This is a genomic window from Glaciimonas sp. OK215, assembly GCF_057787885.1.
On sequence record NZ_CM173544.1, the window covers coordinates 4,100,413 to 4,116,693 of the forward strand.

Below are 16,281 nucleotides of genomic sequence, written 5' to 3' on the forward strand. Positions count from 1 at the left end.
TCGGCCGTCTCGGGATGGCACTGCCATCGCGGAGAAGCTTAATACGCCAGACGTACCCAGGCATGCACGTTTCAATTTCACTTCTATCCCCTTATCAGTTGTCAGGTACTTCATAGGAAAATTCCTACTTAACATAGGATACCCTATTTAAACATAGGATTGCCTATGCGTAACATAGGCAACCCAATTTTAATGCTCTTTGTTGCTTTTCCGAAACATGCACTTTGCACTCAAGCGCGTAAGTCGGAGAGCTTCTCTTTGACCGAAATGAACGTGAACCCGGCGCATAGCGAAGCGACGATAGAGCGCGTTAAATCTTTACCCGATTCTTGCCCGATGACCTGCCGCGCTCGCGCCGGCGACAGGCGGCTCTTGCCCAAAGGAAACATAGCAAAGCGCATGCCAGCGGCGGGCAGCAACGCAGCTTCTTTCCAAGTGCTTGTTTCTATGAGTGATCGCTGGGAAATGCATGGAATCGACAGCGCTTGCCTGTACTGAAACTTGGACTGATGCACGAATTGCCGTATGAATTTTCATACGTCTTTTGAGGCCGGAAAATCTGGCGTCGATGACTGTTTCCAGGCAGTGGGAAGGGTGCTCTTTAAAGAAGGGAAATTGGGGTTGCAGGCCGGGACCTGCCTGACATGCCGATGCCCGGATTTCACAGCATGGCGGTTTTGAACTTTTCGGCCACCAGGTTATATTTCTGCATCTTGTGATACAGGGTTTGCTTGGGCAGACCCAGGGCGGTACAGGCCTCCATCACGTTCCCGGAATAATTCCGCAGTTCCTGTTCAATCATGGCGCGTTCGAAGCAATTCATCTGTTCTGCAAGGGGGACTGCCGCCAGTGGATGAGCGGACAACATCCCACCGCCTCCCCCCATAATCCCCAGCACAAAGCGGTCCGCGATATTCCGCAATTCGCGCACGTTGCCGGGCCATGAATGGGCCATCAGCTCGCGCATTTGCGCACACGACACGATGGGCGCATTGCGGTTGTAGCGGGTGGCCGCCTGCAAGAGAAAATGTTCGAACAGCATCGGGATGTCTTCTCGCCGCTCGCGCAAAGGCGGCAGATTGAGCACGATCAGGTTGAGGCGGTAATACAGATCGCTGCGGAATTTCTGCTGATTCGACAGCTCCTTCAGGTCCAATTTTGCCGCAGCGATAATCCGCACGTCGACCGGCAAGGCTTGATTGGAACCCAGCCGCTCGACATACCGCTCTTGCAACACGCGCAATAATTTGACTTGCAGCGACAAGGGCAGGCTTTCGATTTCATCCAGAAACAGGGTGCCGCGATCGGCATGTTCAATCTTGCCGATCTGCCGTTTCGAGGCGCCCGTAAACGCCCCCGCTTCATGGCCGAACACTTCGCTCTCGAAGATGCTTTCCGGAATCGCGCCGCAATTGACGGCGACAAAATGGTTTTTCTGGCGCTGGCTGTGTTCATGCAGACAGCGCGCCACCATTTCCTTGCCGGCGCCGGTGTCGCCATAAATGAGCACGTCGGCAGGGGCATCGGCGATATCCAGGATCGTGCGGCGGATCTCCTTGATCGCCGCCGAGTTGCCGAGCAGGGTGGCTTCGATGCCGCTGCGATGTTCCAGCTTGTGCCGCAACGAGTGGACTTCCAGCAGCAGCCTGCGCGTTTCCAGCGCGCGCTGTACGACGTCCACCAGATGTCCCGGCGCATACGGCTTCTCGATAAAATCATAGGCGCCGTTACGCATGGCTTGCACCGCCATCGAGATATCGCCATGGCCGGTGACCAGGATGACCGGCAGGTTCGGGTCGATTGCCTTGATCTGCAGCAGCAGTTCCAGGCCGCTGATGCCGGGCAGTCTGACATCGGTGACCACAATCCCGGGAAAATCCGGCACCAGATGCCGGCGTGCCTGCTCGGCTGAAGTGCATGCCAGCACCTCCAGGCCGGCCAGTTGCAGTGCTTGCTCGCTGACGGCTCTCACGGTAGGGTCGTCTTCCACCAGCAAGACCTTGAGTCCATCAAACATGTTCGACCTCCTGCCGAGAAACGCTTAGTTCAATTGTAAATACCGCCCCATTTCCGAAGCAGTTTTCGGCGCGCAAGGTGCCGCCGAACTCGCGCACGATTTGCCCGGAAATAGCCAATCCGAGTCCCAGCCCGTGCCCCGGCGCCTTGGTGGTGAAAAACGGCTCGAACAGGTGTTGCCGGACCTCTTCCGAGATCCCCGCCCCGGTGTCATGGACCCGTATCAGGACCCGCTCTTGCTGGTTGACGACATCCACCGTCAGGCGCCGCACCGTAGCGTCCACCATCGAATCGAGCGCATTGTTGAACAGATTCACCAATACCTGCTCAAGGCGGTTGCTTTCGCAGCGTGCAAAGACGTCTTCATCGGGAATATGCTGCTCGAACGCGACGTGTTCCAGTCGCAGCCGCCGCTCAACCAGGAACAAGGCATTCACGATGGCCTGACGAATCGATACGGACGTCATACGGGTCGTGGACTTACGGGCAAATATCTTCAGCTGGCCGGTAATCGATCCCATGCGCTCAACGATCTGCGACATGCCGGAAAGGTTGGCTTGCACTTCTTGCAGCCGTCCTCTTTCCAGCAAAATCAAGGCGTTGTCGGACATGCCGCGCAACGCGGTCAACGGCTGATTCAGTTCATGCGTAATGCTCGCGGACATCTGTCCCAGCACCGCCATTTTTCCCGCCTGGATCAGTTCATTCTGGGTCTTGTGCAGCTCCCGTTCCGCGTGCCGTCGTTCATCGATCTCCTGGCTCAGATTGCGGGCCGTCTCACGCAATTCTGAAGTGCGTTCGGCGACCATCTGCTCGAGATTATCGTAGGCGTGCTGGAGTGCCTCTTTGGCCGCGATATTCTGGGCAGCCGCATGCTGGCGCTGGCGTACATGCAGTAACAACAGCAGAAGAAATCCAAACAACACACAGGAAAAAACGGCCGCTGCACGGGCGCTGGATTTTGCCTGGCTCAGGTCGGACAGATAGAGGAATTGCCAGTCCGGTTGCGACCGCACCCGACTGCGCGTCAACAGACTCGACCCGCTATCGAGCTGTCCGCTCAAGCCAGGCCCGGCACGGACCGAAACGATGTGCGATCCATCACCGAAACTGCTTTGCTCGACGAGTTCCAGCGGCGTCAGACTTTGCGCATCGTACTGACGCGTCTCGCTCAGACGATCCAGCGTATCGAGCGACGGTTGCCCCAGGGTCCGGTATTTCCACGCGGGAACAGAAGACAGAAAGATCACGCCCTGTTGATCTACCAGAAGCACCTTGTCGGCACCCTGCGACCAGGTCTTTTCCAGTTTTTCAATATTCACTTTTACGGTCACGGCACCCAGCATCTTGCCATCGCGATAAATCCCGTGCGCAAAGAAATAGCCCGGCTCCAGGGTAACCGCCCCCACCCCGTAAAATCTTCCCGGCTTGCCCCTTAGGGCGTCCTGGACATACGGACGAAATGAAAAGTCGTTACCGACGAAGCTGTTTTTTTCCCGCCAGTTGCTGGCAGCCAGTGTCATGCCATTCAAGCCGACTATATAGATCGCGGTCGATTTTGCCTGCGCATTCACCTGTTCCAGATAGCGATTGACGGGCGCAGCAAGTTTCGGGTCGCCCGGGGCAAGCAAAAGACGCAGGATGTCTTGATTCAGCTCCAGGGTTTTGGGCAAATAATTGTACTTGTCCAATGCGCTGTCCAGGCTGGCCGCATACACTTCAAGTTTTTGCGATCCGCTCGCGCGCAGGTTGCCGATGGCGACTTTTTCGGCCCAGAAGTAGGCGCCATAGGCGACCAGAAAAAAGCACATAAGAACTGTGCCCCAGCCAATCGCGCTTTTTCCGGAAAATTGCGACATGCGACGGATACAAGCCATCACCACTTTATTTCTTTGCATATTCATCGCCTGTGTCATGCATCGACCTGCACGATCTATTTTTACTTACGTTGTGGCAGAGCGCCGCCACGTGGTCGTGGCGGCTGCGTTAGCAGCGCGTCAAAGCCGGAGTTATCGTACTTTGATTGTCCCCATCCTCGTTTTCCGGCCACCTGCGCGAAACACAATTCTACGGCAGCATACCCAAGCCATCGCTCGTTTGTTGCATCTTTAAAAATTATTTGACACTCCCTCAAACAGAACTTAACGAATTCTACATAGGAAACCCGATCCTAACATAGGCCTCCCTATTTATATCGCTATTTAACCTTTTTTGACATTTCATGGCCGCTGCGGCTTTGGCGAAAGCATGAACTATAATGGCGGCTGCCAGCTGCTTCTGTCCGAACGCCAACGCCGACTCTACGCAACACGCGTCCGGTGGATTGGCCGCTATCGCGCAGCGCCTTGATTTTGACAGTGAAAGTCGCCTGTACAAATAAGCATCGCTTTGACGGCAACGTTTGTTAGTCTTGCAATAAAATGGCGTACAGGCCGGGATGTCCGGATAGCCGCTTGGACGATATGTCATATCAAGAAAGGAAGGAAACTGGAGTGCAGTCCGACAAAACAACGCCCGAATCCCCGCGCCGGGTGAAAACGAAAAAAATTCTTTCGCCAGACGACTGGATTGATGCCGCGACCGATTTATTGATCAATAAAAGTATCGATGCCGTACGCGTTGAATCGCTGGCCAGAGAGCTTGGCATTACGGTAGGAAGCTTCTATTACCATTTTAAGGATCGGAACGACCTACTCTCGCAATTGCTGAAGAGGTGGCATGAGAGAACTACAGCTCAGGTTCTGCGCGGATTTGAAGGACGGGTGCTTACCCCTGAAGAAAGTCTTCACGAAATGTTGACGCTGCCCTTTCACGGTATGACAGCCCGGCGAGCGGCAATGATCGAATTTGCCATCCGCGCATGGTCGCGCCGGGATGAGATGGCGCGTCAGGCCGTACTGGAAGTGGACCAGCAGCGGCTCGCGCACTTCACCCGCGGCTTTCAGGAAATGGGCTGCTTTAGTAAATCAGAGGCCGCTAACCGTGCTTTTACTTTATATAGCTTCCAACTGTCGCAGTCATTGTTATGGGAAGCGAATGACGATAAGGCGCGGAAAATGCAGTTGAAATTCACCAAGGAACTGCTGGCCCCGCGTCCGAAGTAGATTTCATCGTCACCGGCCATAAAAGGGGCAAAAAATGCCAACGCAAATTCACAAGCGACAGCTCGCCGGCACGCACTGGGACGCGAATCAGTATTTGAAATTTTCGGATCACCGCTTGCGCCCGGCATTGGAACTCCTCGATCGCGTTTTTCTCGCATCTCCCACGCTGATCTATGACGTCGGCTGCGGCGCAGGAAACGTGACTCGCCTCATTGCAGAACGCTGGCCCGCAGCGGCGGTCCACGGGCTCGACAACTCCAGGGAGATGCTCGAAAAAGCCCGCCTCGAAACAGGAAAAGTACAGTGGATTGAAACGGACATTCGTGACTGGCAACCCGTCAGTCCACCTGATCTGATCTACGCGAATGCGACCTTGCAGTGGCTGGACGACCACCGTACGCTTTTTCCGCGTCTGGCCGGATTGTTGAAACCGGGCGGCTGTCTCGCGGTACAGATGCCGCTTAGCTGGAGCGCGCCTTCGCACCGGATAATGCGGGAAACGCTGACAAACGGCGGGCCCGGCGGAAGCGCCATTGGCGATGAAAAACTCCGGGACGCGCTGGCACGCAATTGGGTTGAGGAACCGCAGGCGTACTACGACTTGCTGGCAGGCTGCACCAACCATATCGACATTTGGGAAACGGAGTATTTACAGGTACTTGAAGGCGACGATCCCGTACTCGAATGGGTGAAGGGTACCGGCCTCAGGCCTATCCTGAACAGTCTCGGCATCGAGGATCGGGAACATTTCCTGGCAGAATACACCCGGCGCCTGCGCGACGCTTATCCTCGCAGGGCCGACGGACGGACGTGTTATCCGTTTCGCCGTTTATTCATCGTGGCAACGGTTGAATGATTCCAGACCGCACCAGTCCTGCATGTACTGCGCCATCACCGTTGCCACGCGCAACATGCTGTCGAGCGATACGGATTCGTCCACGCCGTGAATGTTGTCGGCCTCAGGCCCGTAGCATGTGACCGGTAAATTCGGGATCAGACGAAAGTGGCGCGCATCCGTGGTAGCCGTCAGGGCCAGTCGCTGCGGCGGAACGCCATGGACTTTTTGATGGGCATCGGTCAAGCTCTGCATGGCCGGGTGGTCCAGATCGAATTCACAACCCGGCGCCTGAAATCCGCGATAGTCGAAACTCAGCTCCAGGCTATTTGGCAATGCTGCAAGCGCGGCATGTACCGTCTGTTCGACCGCCTGCTTGACCGCATCAATGGTTTGATCGGGATAAAACCCGATACGCAACCCCATGCGGCACATGCACGGCACCGAGGAGTTCCACTCACCACCGGCAATTTGTCCGAGGTTGAAATTGACCGGATGCGGATGGTCGCGGAAGGCGGGATGGCGCTTCTGCGGAAGGTTCCATTCCTCCTCCAGCTGTTTCAACGCCGCATGGATCGCAATGGCGGCCTCGATCGGATTCACCCCATGCGACATGTAAGCCGCATGTGCAGGGCGTCCCGTCAGGACGATCGATACCCACAGCACGCCAACCTGGGCGCACATCACCGATTCATTGAACGGCTCGGGAATAATCACCGCGTCGTATTGCGGAAGTTGCATCACACAGGCCAAGGTGCCATTCCCGGTATTCTCTTCTTCGAGTACCGCATTGAAACCGACGCGCCCGGCCGGTTGTACGCCAAGACTGCGCAGCGCCTTGAAAGCAATCAGTGCGCAGATAATGCCGGCTTTCATATCGCCTGCACCGCGCCCGAACAGACGGCGCTCCTGTACCACTGCCTGTAACGGCGCGCCGTTCCACAGATGCTCCGGCCCGGTGGGCACAATGTCGACGTGACCGTTAAACAGGACCGATTTGCCGGCCCCGGTCCTGGGCTGATGTTCGGCCAGGATGTTGTAACGGCCGTTATCGGGATCGCACGCGGGAGAAAAAAGCGGGGCATTTTTCAGATCCTCGCTGAGCAATGGAATGCGTGTCGACTTCAGTTCCATTGCCGTCAGCGCTTGCTCGATAAATGCAATGGCTGACTGTTCCTGCCCTGAAAAGCTCGGACAGGCGACAAACCCGGACAGCAACGCGATCATTTCCTGCTCATGCGCTGAAACTGCGCTTCTTAATTGTTGCGGGGTCAAAATCATCATATTTTCCAGTTCGGGGAATAGATCAAGTTAGTTGTCTGGCTTCGGCTCCTGGCGGGAACACGAAGACCACGCAGTAGATCCTGCAATACATCAAATGGGTGCTCGGCCAGCCAGGCATCAGTAACCGAGGGAGACGTCTACCAGGTTCAGCAAAGGCTCAGCGCGGGCCAGACGATGGGCATTTTCGACAACTTGCTTGGCAATACAGTCATGCGAGGCGACTGAGGCCATGTGCGGCGTCACGACAACACCGGCAACATGCCAGAGACGATTCTCAGGCGGCAGTGGCTCTTGTTCGAACACATCCAGCACTGCGCCACGCAATTGCCCGCTTTCCAGGGCGCGCTCCAGATCGTCCGCCAGCAAATGCTGACCACGCCCGCAGTTGACTACTGCAGCCCCCCAGGCCAGTGCCGCGAAGGTATCGGCGCAAAGAATGCCGCGGGTCGCATCTGTCAGCGGCAGCAGGTTGATCAGGACATCCAGTCCATCGAGAAACGCTGCAAAACCGCTCTGCCCCTCGAATGTCGCCACCTTACTCAGTTGCTTCGCAGTTCTCGCCCAGCCGCGCACGTCGTAGCCTGCATCGGCAAGATCGGTCGCGACGGCGCTACCTAGCGAACCCAGGCCCATGACGCCAACTTTGAACTCTGCGGCAGGCAATTGCCTGGGGCGTTGCCAACGCAGATGCCGCTGATTCTCCAACACCTGATCGAATCCGCGGTGATAGTGCATCACTGCCCAGCGGACATATTCGGCCATGCCTTGGCGATGTGCCGGATCGACGACTCGGCATATCGGCAGGCAAGGGCGCAACGGATCGTTTTCCAGATGGTCGAAACCTGCAGCAACCGAATGGATAAGCCGTAGTTTCGGTAAGGCGGCCAAACTGCCGGGAGGTGGAAACCAGCACACTGCAATTTCGGCCTCAAGGGCGTCCGCCTCACCGGCCAGCACCACCTTGAGTTGCGGAGCTTGCCGTCTGAATGCCGCCTTGAGTTGCTCTAGCAGAACGGCATCGTTTGAAAGCATGACGACGGTATTCATGAGCAATACGACTCGCGTTGATCTTCAATTAACATCAAAGCCGCCTTCCAGCCCATATTCACAATGTCATTGATACCGTCACGCTCGAACTGTGCGGCGGTTTGCCGGCATACTTCCTCCGACGGAAAGTGCAGCACCGTGCCACCGGACTGCGCCTGCACCTGGGCCTGGCAGGCGCGCTCAAGGAAGTGAATCTCATGGAAGGCTTCTGCCACGCTGCCGCCTCCGGCGAGCAGTCCATGATTGCGCAAGATCATGGCTTTATGCGGTCCGAGATCGGCAACCAGGCGCTCGCGCTCAGCCAGTGAGAGCGCGATCCCTTCATAGGTGTGATAAGCCAATTTGCCATAGAACTTGAGCGCATGCTGGCTGATCGGTAACAAACCCTGCTGTTGCGCCGCCACGGCGATGCCAGCGGCCGTATGCGTGTGTATGACACACTTGAGATCCGGCCGGGCCATATGGATTGCCGAATGGATGACAAAACCTGCGGCATTCACCCGACCTTCGCCATATTCGCTGTCAATCACGTTCCCGTGCTGGTCGATGCGTACCAGATCCGAAGCTTTCATCCGATCGAAAATCACGCCATAACGATTTATCAGAAAATGACGCTCCGGCCCTGGAAGCTCGAGAGAAATGTGCGTATCGATCAGGTCGGTCATCCGAAAATGCGCAATCATCCGATACAGCGCAGCCAGTTCGCAACGCGCATGCCATTCGATATCATTATTCTTGTTTGGTTTGCTCATGAATACTCCGCTTAACTAGCTAGAACCGGGGTGGAAACTGAAGATGGTGCCGGTTGATCACGTAAGCGCGCGAGACCACACACACCGATCAGGGAAATTCCTGACAAGAGTGTGAAAAACAACGCCAGCGGCAGCCATTGCCCAGTGAACTTGCTGGCCAGGAACGTGCCGATTAGCGGGGTTGTCCCTCCCGCCACGGCGCAACACAACTGGTAGGAAATCGAAATACCCGAGTAGCGGAGTCGCGCAGGAAAGGCCAAGGTCATATAGCCCGCGATCACCGCATAAAGCGCCGAGAGAATCACCACAGCGAGAGCGATACCCAGGGTCATCAGAACGATGTTGTGCGTACCGACCAGCAGGAACATCGGATAAGGCGTCGCCATACAGAGCACAGCCGCGATCTTCAGGAAACGTCCTTCACCGATCCGCTCTGCAATCAAGGCGGAAACAGGCTGCGATACAAATTGGATAATAGTGACCAGGAACAGGCAGTCCAGAATCGTCGACCGCGGAATCCCCTGGTACTGGGTCACGTAAGTGATCATGAAAGTATTCGTGAAGAAAAATCCTGCAGAACCGATTGTCACGGCTGCTGCTGCAAACAGAATTTGCCGCCAGCCGTCGCGGATAACCTCGATGATCGGGTATTTGGCAGTCTCATTGCGTTCGCGTACCGCCTCGAACTCGGGGGATTCCTTTACGCCAAAACGGATCATCAGCCCCACAAACATCAGAACGCCGCTAAAAAGGAACGGGATGCGCCAGCCCCAGTCGAGCAACGCGCTCTGATCCAGCGATGTTGCCAGACGAAATGCTATCAACGACAGCAGAAGACCCGCAGGACTGCCGAGCTGGGCAAAAGAGGCGTAGAAAGTCTTGCGTCCGGCCGGTGCATGTTCACTGGCCATCAGCACGGCCCCGCCCCACTCTCCTCCTACAGAGATGCCCTGAATCAGACGTAAAACGATCAGACCGGCAGGCGCCCAGATGCCCGCAGTTGCATAGCTGGGTAAAAAACCAATCCCGGTGGTTGCCAATCCCATGAGTGCCATCGTTACCAACAACATCTTCTTGCGGCCCAGGCGATCGCCCAAATGCCCGAAAACCACACCGGACAGAGGGCGTGCGATGAAGCCAACAGCAAAGCTGCCGAAGGCAGCCAACGTGCTTAGTTCCAGATTGCTGCTGGGAAAAAACACCTGGCCTAATACCAGCGCTGCCGCCGTTGCATAAATATAGAAATCGTAAAACTCGATCGTTGTGCCAATAAAAGCAGCCGCTGCGGCACGGCGCGACTGATTGGTTCTGCTTTCCATAACTGGATCCTTTGTAGACTCTCTTAGAGGCAGTTGTTTGTCTCTCTCCGAATGCGCTTTGAAAGCGCATGCGTATTTATCTCACACACTTAATAATTAGAATAATTAACATTTATAATTCATTGTAGTAGCAGCACTAATACAAGGAGACCCGATGACCGCAGAGCCATCTCAAAGCGATACCCCTCTCAGCAAATGGGGGGGACGGCGCTTCCTCAATGACAGATTAGACTGGAATTTATTGCGGACCTATCTTGTTATTGGCCAGGAAGGCAGTATCAGTCGCGCTGCTGCGCGGCTGCATATCACCCAGTCTGCAGTGAGCCAGGCCCTAAAGCGTCTGGAGGAACAACTTGAGTGTTCCCTTATTCTTCGGCATGGGCCACGCTTCAATCTCACAGAAGTTGGCGATGAAGTCTTGCGCATTGCCACAGATATCTATGGCAATGTGTCTCGGGTAAGCACCGCACTGGAGAGCCGCGACAATGACGTGGTCGGAAAAGTCAGGCTATTGGCGATAAGTACCGTTCAATCTCCCGCATACGATGCATTTCTGGCTGAATTCCATCGCAGCCATCCCCGGGTCAACTTTGAAGTGGAAGTCATGCGTAGCTCCGACATCATCAACGCTCTATTGCAGAAAACCGCCACGGTTGGAGTAGGACTGTGCCGTATCCCACAGGCGCGATTGGAGCAACGCATTCTGATCCGCCAGCGTTATGCCTTCTTCTGCGGACAACGCCATCCCCTCTTCGGTCGCAAGGACCTGACACTTGACTCACTGCAGGGGGAAAACTTCGTCAGCTTCACTAGCGACCAAATCGGCGGCAATCTCTCGCCATTGGCAATTTTCCGTGATCAGCAGGGTTACACAGGAAGAATCGTTGCGTCGTCGCCAAGTCTTGAGGAAATCCGGCGACTGGTGTGCGCAGGATTTGGAATTGGTTGCCTGCCTGAGCATGTGGTCGGGAACGATGTTGAGGAGGGACTGCTTTGGCGCCTCCCCCCTGCTGAAGGCATTGTGGATGTAAATATCTACTTGTTATGGAACAGAGAGCAGAAGATGACCACAGCGGAAAGAGTTTTTCTCGAGAGCTTTCAACATATGCTGGCAGCGCATGAAGTCGATTAACGTTGTCCGACCGGGGGATCCGCACTCGCCAATTCCGTGCAGTTGCACCATGCCGGTCAAATTTTTGCCGCAATCGCCGCAGCGCTTTGCTTTTCATTTTTCCTGTCGACCGACGCCACGTCCGCATCGTTGCCAAAATCTTCACGCAACCGGTCAATGATGTCCAACAAATGGCGATACATCGCCTGGCGCGCAGCATCCGAATCACCGGCCCGAATTGCCTGGAAGATACGGTCATGCTCAACTTCGGCGAGCTGCCAGACTTTGTGCGTGACAAAATGCCGCTCCAGGCGGCCCAGCACTGCGCTGCCATCCCGCAAATCCCACAAATGCACCACCGTCGCAGCCAGTGCCATATTGCCGCTGGCATCGGCAATCGCGATATGGAATGCGCGATCATGCACGCTCGGGTTAGAAGACCCATGCAGCGCCCTGGCTGCGACCTCGATCGCGGCCATCTGCTGGGCCGACGCATTTTGCGCTGCCAATGCGGCGCATTCGGGCTCGATCAAAATACGTGCCGCGATCAAATCAAACGGGCCGATGTCGCCATACGGCACTTTCGGCCCATTCGATCCACCCGACGCATCTTCTTGCTTGGGTTGCGCGACAAACACACCGGTCCCGACCCGTACTTCGACATACCCCTCGATTTCCAGGGCAATCAACGCTTCCCGGATCGATGGCCGGCTGACTGCCAACTGTTCGGCCAGTTCGCGCTCGGAGGGCAAACGCTCTCCCGGCAAAAAATCGCCGGCGCGAATACGCCCGGCGATCTGATCCGCGATCATGCGATACAAGCGGGTGACACTAACGGGATGAAATGAACTCATTGCAAGAAAATGGTGGAAGCCAAAATGTCAGGTGGTAAGGCCGTAAATATACCCTGCCAATCCTGTGTGTCAAGCTGCGCTGCAGTACAGGAGCACGGTGTGTTTTGGCAATTCTTCAATTAATCGGCGGGCGATCCGATTCCTTACCCCACTCCCCGTCAGAAACAGTCACCGCGTGCGCCACTCAGGATTTCTTGACTGCGTACGCTCCAGCAGGCAGCAGCACGCAGATGGCCGCGCAAAAGACCAGTGTAAATCCCAGCGTGTCCGCGGCGCTGGGACGCTCGCCCAGCAACAGTACCGCGCTGGTGACGCCCACCACCGGCACCAGCAGGGTTCCCAATGCCGCCGCCCCAGCCGGAAGGCGGGCAATGATCTCGAACCAGAGTATGTAGCCCAGCGCCATGCCAAAGAAGATGTGATAAGCGAGCGCGAACAGCACTTCGGAATGCAACTGCCCCAGATGCGGGATGCCTTCGAACGATAATAAACCGGTCAGTGCGGCCAGCGCACCTATGAGCAACTGCCAGGCCGCGATCGCCAGCGGTTCGGCCGCTATCCGGGCCCACTTCATGTGCACTGTGCCGAGCGCCCAGGTCAGCGCCGCCGCAAGTGCGTACGCAATCCCGTGCGGCAAGCCGTCGGCGCTCAATGGAACAATCAGGGTCATCAGTCCGGCGGCACCCAGCGCCAGTCCGATTCCACGCACGACATCCAGATGCTCGCCTAACACCAGACGGGCCATCAGCGTAGCCCATAAAGGCATCGAGTAAGTGATGATGGCTACGCGAGAGGTGGCGGCGCCCAATTGGGCAAAAGTCAGCAGAATATTGAACAAAGCGATATTCAACAGTCCCGCCACCACGATATGCCGCCTGTCGCGGCCCGCCGGGATTCTTAGTGTGCGCCGTCGCACCAGCGCCAGCAAAAACAGCGCGCATGCAGCCGAGCCCAGGCCGATAGTGCGCAAGGTCCACGGCGAGACGCCGCCCAGCGACACTTTCACCGCCGGCCAGTTCAGCCCCCAGACTATTCCCAGCAACACCAGCATGGCCTTGGCCTTGCCGGCTTCCGACAGCTTGTTTAGCATAATGGTTGGCGCAGTGCGCTGGCTGCCGACACGTACCGGCATCCAGCGGATAAATAGGGGCGGCGCACGTGTCCTAGTGATTCTCAAGCGATGAGCTTGCGATACTGGATAAATCCGCTCTTGTCTGCAATGTGGTCATACAGGTGCATCGCCTGCAGGTTGCTTTCATGCGTGAGCCACCACACTCTGGAGGCTTTTTCTTGCGCGGCGCATGCATACACGTGCTCAATCAAGGCGCGTCCCACACCCGTTCCACGCAGGTCTGGCAGTGTGAACAAGTCCTGCAAATAAACGTAGTCGCCCTGGGTCCAGCAGCTGCGGTGAAAGATGTAATGCACCATGCCTGCCAGCACACCGTCAATTTCGGCAACGGCGCAATGCATGGGCTCACTTGAGTTCAGGAAGCGCGCCCAGGTTTGCTCCGTGACCGCTTCTGCAATATCCACCTTATAAAAAGCCTGATAGCTCTTCCATAGGGGCAACCATTGGGTAAAGTCTGAGTCCTGCACCATTCGAATGTTCATTTAAACGCTCCTTTGTTGATGAAACCACCGCGCATCTCCGTCAACGATGTGCGCTGTCGCCCTTGCGCATCGAAGTTCTCCGGCGCGAGCCAGCGTTCAAAGACCGCGCGCAGCGCCGGCCACTCGCGGTCGACGATGGAGAACCACGCTGTATCGCGCGATCGTCCCTTATAGACGACGGCTTGAAGAAAGATTCCCTCGAACCGGAAACCAAGGCGTTCGGCCGCTTGACGCGAAGGCGCATTCAAACTGTCGCACTTCCATTCGTAGCGCCGATAGCCGAGTTCGTCGAAGGCATGCTTCATCAGCAGATACTGGGCCTCGGTGGACACCGGCGTGCGCTTCAGCAGGGGCGAGAACGCAACGAATCCGACTTCGATGACGCCGTTGGCCGGGTCGATCCGCATCAGGGCCAGGGTGCCGACCGCGATCCCCGTCTTGCGGTCGATGACCGCGTAGTGCTGGGGATCGCCACTGACTGCAGCGCGCGCAACATGGTCGCGGTAGCTCGCAGCGTCGGCGAACGGGCCAACCGGCATGTAGGTCCAGTCGCGGCCATCCGGGGCCTGATTGTAGGCCGCATAAAGGTCTGCTGCGTGGCGCTGCGGGTCCAGCGGTTCCAGGCGGCAATACAGTCCTTCGATTGGGCTGCGCGGCGGCAGCGCGCGCACGGTCCAGTCGGGCAAAGGCTCGCCAACCGGCTGCTGATACGGATTCATAGTGATGAGCATGGGCGGTTCCTTATTAAATGAAGTCAGACATGTGTGTGCTAAAGTACGCCCTTCGTGGAACCTTAAAAAGTGCCACATCATATATATTTCATAGTGCCACGGAATGACACTGGCACCACGCTCGCAGACTTCTCATGACGACTACTATGCCGGCTCTCGTGCCACAGGCCTTGCTCGAAGCCCCGTTGGACAAAGGCACCGGCGCGGCGCCCATGCAACGCCAGTTGCACTATCGCCTCAAGGAAGCCATCCTGGATGGTCGGCTAGCGCCCGGAAGCCGCCTGCCGGGCTCGCGCGCCTTGGCCGAGGCGCTGTCGATCTCGCGCAACACGGTGACTGCTGCGTATGAACTGCTTGCTGCGGAGGGCTATGTGCAGCCCGACCGCCAGGGAACCAGGGTGGCAACGCTATCGCGTCCAGCGCCACCGCGCATGACGCGCAACACGCCATCTGCGCCGGCCGCCGCGCTGCGCCTGGCGCGCATCCAACCGACCGGGCCGCGCACCGATGCCAACGCAGCGTTGCGCCCGGGCGTCCCGGCCTTGCCCCATTTCCCATTGACTGCCTGGCGTCGCGCGATCGACCGTGCCATCCGCCGCGCGGGGCCATCGGCCCTGGGCTATGGCGATCCCCTGGGCGAGCCGGCGTTGCGTGCGTCGATCGCCCGCCACCTGGGCATCGCCCGCGGCGTGCGTTGCAACCCGGCCCAGGTCGTCATTACCGAGGGCGCGCAAGAAGCCCTCTCGCTATGCGTACGTTTGCTAACCAACCCCGGCGACACGGCCTGGATAGAGGATCCGGGCTATCGCGGCGCGAAGGCAGCGCTGCATGCGGGCGACCTGCACATAGCGCCAATCCGCGTCGACGCCGACGGGCTGAGCGTGACCGAAGGCGATTGGAAGTCTCAGCCGCCACGCCTGATCTACACCACGCCTTCGCATCAGTACCCTGCCGGTGCCGTGCTGACCGTTGCGCGCCGTCTGGCGCTGATCGCGCAAGCGCGGCAGCACGGCGCGTGGATCATCGAAGACGACTACGACAGCGAATTCCGCCACGCGGGGGAGCCCATCGGTGCCATGCAGGGACTGGTGACGCAAGCGCCCGTGCTATACGTGGGCACGTTCAGCAAGACCATGTTTCCTTCGATGCGCCTGGGGTTTCTGGTACTGCCGGAGGCGCTCGTTACGGAAATGCAGACGCCGCTGGAAGAAATGTTGCGTGGCGGCCATCGCTACGAACAACTGGCACTGGCCGACTTCATCGAGAGCGGTGAGTTCAGCCGACACCTGGGCCGCATGCGGCGCTTGTATCGCGACCGGCAGCAAGCGCTGCGCGAGGCCCTGACCCGGCACATGCGTGTGCCGCATGCCATCGAAGGCGGTTACTGTGGATTGCACCTGACTGTGCGATTGCCGCCGCGCTACCCCGACCACATGATCGCCGCTGCAGCACTGCGTTACGGCATCGCGCCCGCCCCGCTATCGGGTTTCGCGCTGCGGCCCATGCCCGAGGACAACGGCCTGGTGCTGGGGTACGGCAATACCTCCGCCGAATTGTTCGAACCCCTGGTCCGACGCCTGGCGCAGCTGACCCGTGCCGTGGAGATTTCTTAGC

General features: G+C 57.4%; 15 protein-coding genes. 5 read left to right on the top strand and 10 right to left on the bottom strand.

The features are described from left to right. The first annotated feature begins 165 nt into the window (after nucleotides 1-165). Complete coding sequence (locus AC3CHX_RS18895; protein ID WP_488629564.1) at nucleotides 166-498, top strand: hypothetical protein; 333 nt, start codon at nucleotides 166-168, stop codon at nucleotides 496-498. A gap of 163 nt (nucleotides 499-661) precedes the next feature. Here AC3CHX_RS18895 and AC3CHX_RS18900 read toward each other — a convergent pair whose 3' ends face one another. Continuing rightward, a complete protein-coding gene (locus tag AC3CHX_RS18900; RefSeq protein WP_488629565.1) occupies nucleotides 662-2,017 on the bottom strand; it encodes a sigma-54-dependent transcriptional regulator in 1,356 nt (451 codons plus the stop codon). After that, entirely contained in the window at nucleotides 2,010-3,914 is a 1,905-nt protein-coding gene (locus tag AC3CHX_RS18905) for a sensor histidine kinase (protein WP_488629566.1), read from the bottom strand. The genes AC3CHX_RS18900 and AC3CHX_RS18905 overlap by 8 nt, the downstream gene beginning before the upstream one ends. A 564-nt stretch (nucleotides 3,915-4,478) precedes the next feature. Between AC3CHX_RS18905 and AC3CHX_RS18910 the strand changes: the two genes are divergently transcribed. Both AC3CHX_RS18910 and AC3CHX_RS18915 read left to right on the top strand, forming a co-directional pair. Further along, on the top strand, nucleotides 4,479-5,120 hold the full coding sequence (locus AC3CHX_RS18910) for a TetR/AcrR family transcriptional regulator (protein ID WP_488644866.1): 642 nt from the start codon (nucleotides 4,479-4,481) through the stop codon (nucleotides 5,118-5,120). Nucleotides 5,121-5,154: 34 nt separating this feature from the next. Beyond that, nucleotides 5,155-5,976: a methyltransferase domain-containing protein gene (locus AC3CHX_RS18915; RefSeq protein WP_488629567.1), complete on the top strand. Its 822-nt coding sequence runs from the start codon at nucleotides 5,155-5,157 to the stop codon at nucleotides 5,974-5,976. Here the strand turns inward: AC3CHX_RS18915 and AC3CHX_RS18920 are convergent. From AC3CHX_RS18920 to AC3CHX_RS18935, 4 genes are all read right to left on the bottom strand, one after another. After that, on the bottom strand, nucleotides 5,950-7,239 hold the full coding sequence (locus AC3CHX_RS18920; RefSeq protein WP_488629568.1) for an ArgE/DapE family deacylase: 1,290 nt from the start codon (nucleotides 7,237-7,239) through the stop codon (nucleotides 5,950-5,952). The two genes, AC3CHX_RS18915 and AC3CHX_RS18920, sit on opposite strands and share 27 nt — an antisense overlap. A gap of 117 nt (nucleotides 7,240-7,356) precedes the next feature. Next, on the bottom strand, nucleotides 7,357-8,271 hold the full coding sequence (locus tag AC3CHX_RS18925; protein WP_488629569.1) for a 2-hydroxyacid dehydrogenase: 915 nt from the start codon (nucleotides 8,269-8,271) through the stop codon (nucleotides 7,357-7,359). An 11-nt stretch (nucleotides 8,272-8,282) separates the two neighbouring features. Continuing rightward, the gene (locus tag AC3CHX_RS18930; protein ID WP_488629570.1) at nucleotides 8,283-9,038 is read right to left on the bottom strand and encodes a class II aldolase/adducin family protein; all 756 of its coding nucleotides are present in this window, start codon (nucleotides 9,036-9,038) and stop codon (nucleotides 8,283-8,285) included. Between the two features lie 11 nt (nucleotides 9,039-9,049). Continuing rightward, on the bottom strand, nucleotides 9,050-10,357 hold the full coding sequence (locus tag AC3CHX_RS18935) for an MFS transporter (protein ID WP_488629571.1): 1,308 nt from the start codon (nucleotides 10,355-10,357) through the stop codon (nucleotides 9,050-9,052). 154 nt (nucleotides 10,358-10,511) lie between these two features. Between AC3CHX_RS18935 and AC3CHX_RS18940 the strand changes: the two genes are divergently transcribed. After that, nucleotides 10,512-11,489 (top strand): LysR family transcriptional regulator, encoded by a 978-nt coding sequence (locus tag AC3CHX_RS18940; RefSeq protein WP_488629572.1) that lies wholly within the window; start codon nucleotides 10,512-10,514, stop codon nucleotides 11,487-11,489. A 56-nt stretch (nucleotides 11,490-11,545) separates the two neighbouring features. Here AC3CHX_RS18940 and AC3CHX_RS18945 read toward each other — a convergent pair whose 3' ends face one another. The 4 genes from AC3CHX_RS18945 to AC3CHX_RS18960 all read right to left on the bottom strand — a co-directional run bounded on the left by AC3CHX_RS18945 (nucleotide 11,546) and on the right by AC3CHX_RS18960 (nucleotide 14,667). Further along, the gene (locus AC3CHX_RS18945) at nucleotides 11,546-12,322 is read right to left on the bottom strand and encodes a FadR/GntR family transcriptional regulator (protein WP_488629573.1); all 777 of its coding nucleotides are present in this window, start codon (nucleotides 12,320-12,322) and stop codon (nucleotides 11,546-11,548) included. 184 nt (nucleotides 12,323-12,506) lie between these two features. Beyond that, entirely contained in the window at nucleotides 12,507-13,412 is a 906-nt protein-coding gene (locus AC3CHX_RS18950) for a DMT family transporter (protein WP_488629574.1), read from the bottom strand. An 83-nt stretch (nucleotides 13,413-13,495) separates the two neighbouring features. Beyond that, entirely contained in the window at nucleotides 13,496-13,936 is a 441-nt protein-coding gene (locus AC3CHX_RS18955) for a GNAT family N-acetyltransferase (protein WP_488629575.1), read from the bottom strand. Beyond that, a complete protein-coding gene (locus tag AC3CHX_RS18960) occupies nucleotides 13,933-14,667 on the bottom strand; it encodes a GNAT family N-acetyltransferase (protein WP_488629576.1) in 735 nt (244 codons plus the stop codon). The genes AC3CHX_RS18955 and AC3CHX_RS18960 overlap by 4 nt, the downstream gene beginning before the upstream one ends. Nucleotides 14,668-14,801: 134 nt before the next feature. Between AC3CHX_RS18960 and pdxR the strand changes: the two genes are divergently transcribed. Further along, nucleotides 14,802-16,280, top strand: a complete 1,479-nt coding sequence (pdxR, locus tag AC3CHX_RS18965) for a MocR-like pyridoxine biosynthesis transcription factor PdxR (protein WP_488629577.1) — start codon at nucleotides 14,802-14,804, stop codon at nucleotides 16,278-16,280. Nucleotide 16,281 lies beyond the last annotated feature (1 nt).

What these genes read in the sequence shown, in the direction of transcription:
- AC3CHX_RS18925 (WP_488629569.1), bottom strand. Translation starts at nt 8,271, where the DNA reads ATGCTTTCAAACGATGCCGTTCTGCTAGAGCAACTCAAGGCGGCATTC.
- AC3CHX_RS18910 (WP_488644866.1), top strand. Translation starts at nt 4,479, where the DNA reads ATGTCATATCAAGAAAGGAAGGAAACTGGAGTGCAGTCCGACAAAACA.
- AC3CHX_RS18955 (WP_488629575.1), bottom strand. Translation starts at nt 13,936, where the DNA reads ATGAACATTCGAATGGTGCAGGACTCAGACTTTACCCAATGGTTGCCC.
- AC3CHX_RS18915 (WP_488629567.1), top strand. Translation starts at nt 5,155, where the DNA reads ATGCCAACGCAAATTCACAAGCGACAGCTCGCCGGCACGCACTGGGAC.
- AC3CHX_RS18920 (WP_488629568.1), bottom strand. Translation starts at nt 7,239, where the DNA reads ATGATGATTTTGACCCCGCAACAATTAAGAAGCGCAGTTTCAGCGCAT.
- AC3CHX_RS18945 (WP_488629573.1), bottom strand. Translation starts at nt 12,322, where the DNA reads ATGAGTTCATTTCATCCCGTTAGTGTCACCCGCTTGTATCGCATGATC.
- AC3CHX_RS18935 (WP_488629571.1), bottom strand. Translation starts at nt 10,357, where the DNA reads ATGGAAAGCAGAACCAATCAGTCGCGCCGTGCCGCAGCGGCTGCTTTT.
- AC3CHX_RS18940 (WP_488629572.1), top strand. Translation starts at nt 10,512, where the DNA reads ATGACCGCAGAGCCATCTCAAAGCGATACCCCTCTCAGCAAATGGGGG.
- AC3CHX_RS18905 (WP_488629566.1), bottom strand. Translation starts at nt 3,914, where the DNA reads ATGCAAAGAAATAAAGTGGTGATGGCTTGTATCCGTCGCATGTCGCAA.
- AC3CHX_RS18895 (WP_488629564.1), top strand. Translation starts at nt 166, where the DNA reads ATGCGTAACATAGGCAACCCAATTTTAATGCTCTTTGTTGCTTTTCCG.
- AC3CHX_RS18960 (WP_488629576.1), bottom strand. Translation starts at nt 14,667, where the DNA reads ATGCTCATCACTATGAATCCGTATCAGCAGCCGGTTGGCGAGCCTTTG.
- AC3CHX_RS18900 (WP_488629565.1), bottom strand. Translation starts at nt 2,017, where the DNA reads ATGTTTGATGGACTCAAGGTCTTGCTGGTGGAAGACGACCCTACCGTG.
- AC3CHX_RS18950 (WP_488629574.1), bottom strand. Translation starts at nt 13,412, where the DNA reads ATGCTAAACAAGCTGTCGGAAGCCGGCAAGGCCAAGGCCATGCTGGTG.
- AC3CHX_RS18930 (WP_488629570.1), bottom strand. Translation starts at nt 9,038, where the DNA reads ATGAGCAAACCAAACAAGAATAATGATATCGAATGGCATGCGCGTTGC.
- pdxR (WP_488629577.1), top strand. Translation starts at nt 14,802, where the DNA reads ATGACGACTACTATGCCGGCTCTCGTGCCACAGGCCTTGCTCGAAGCC.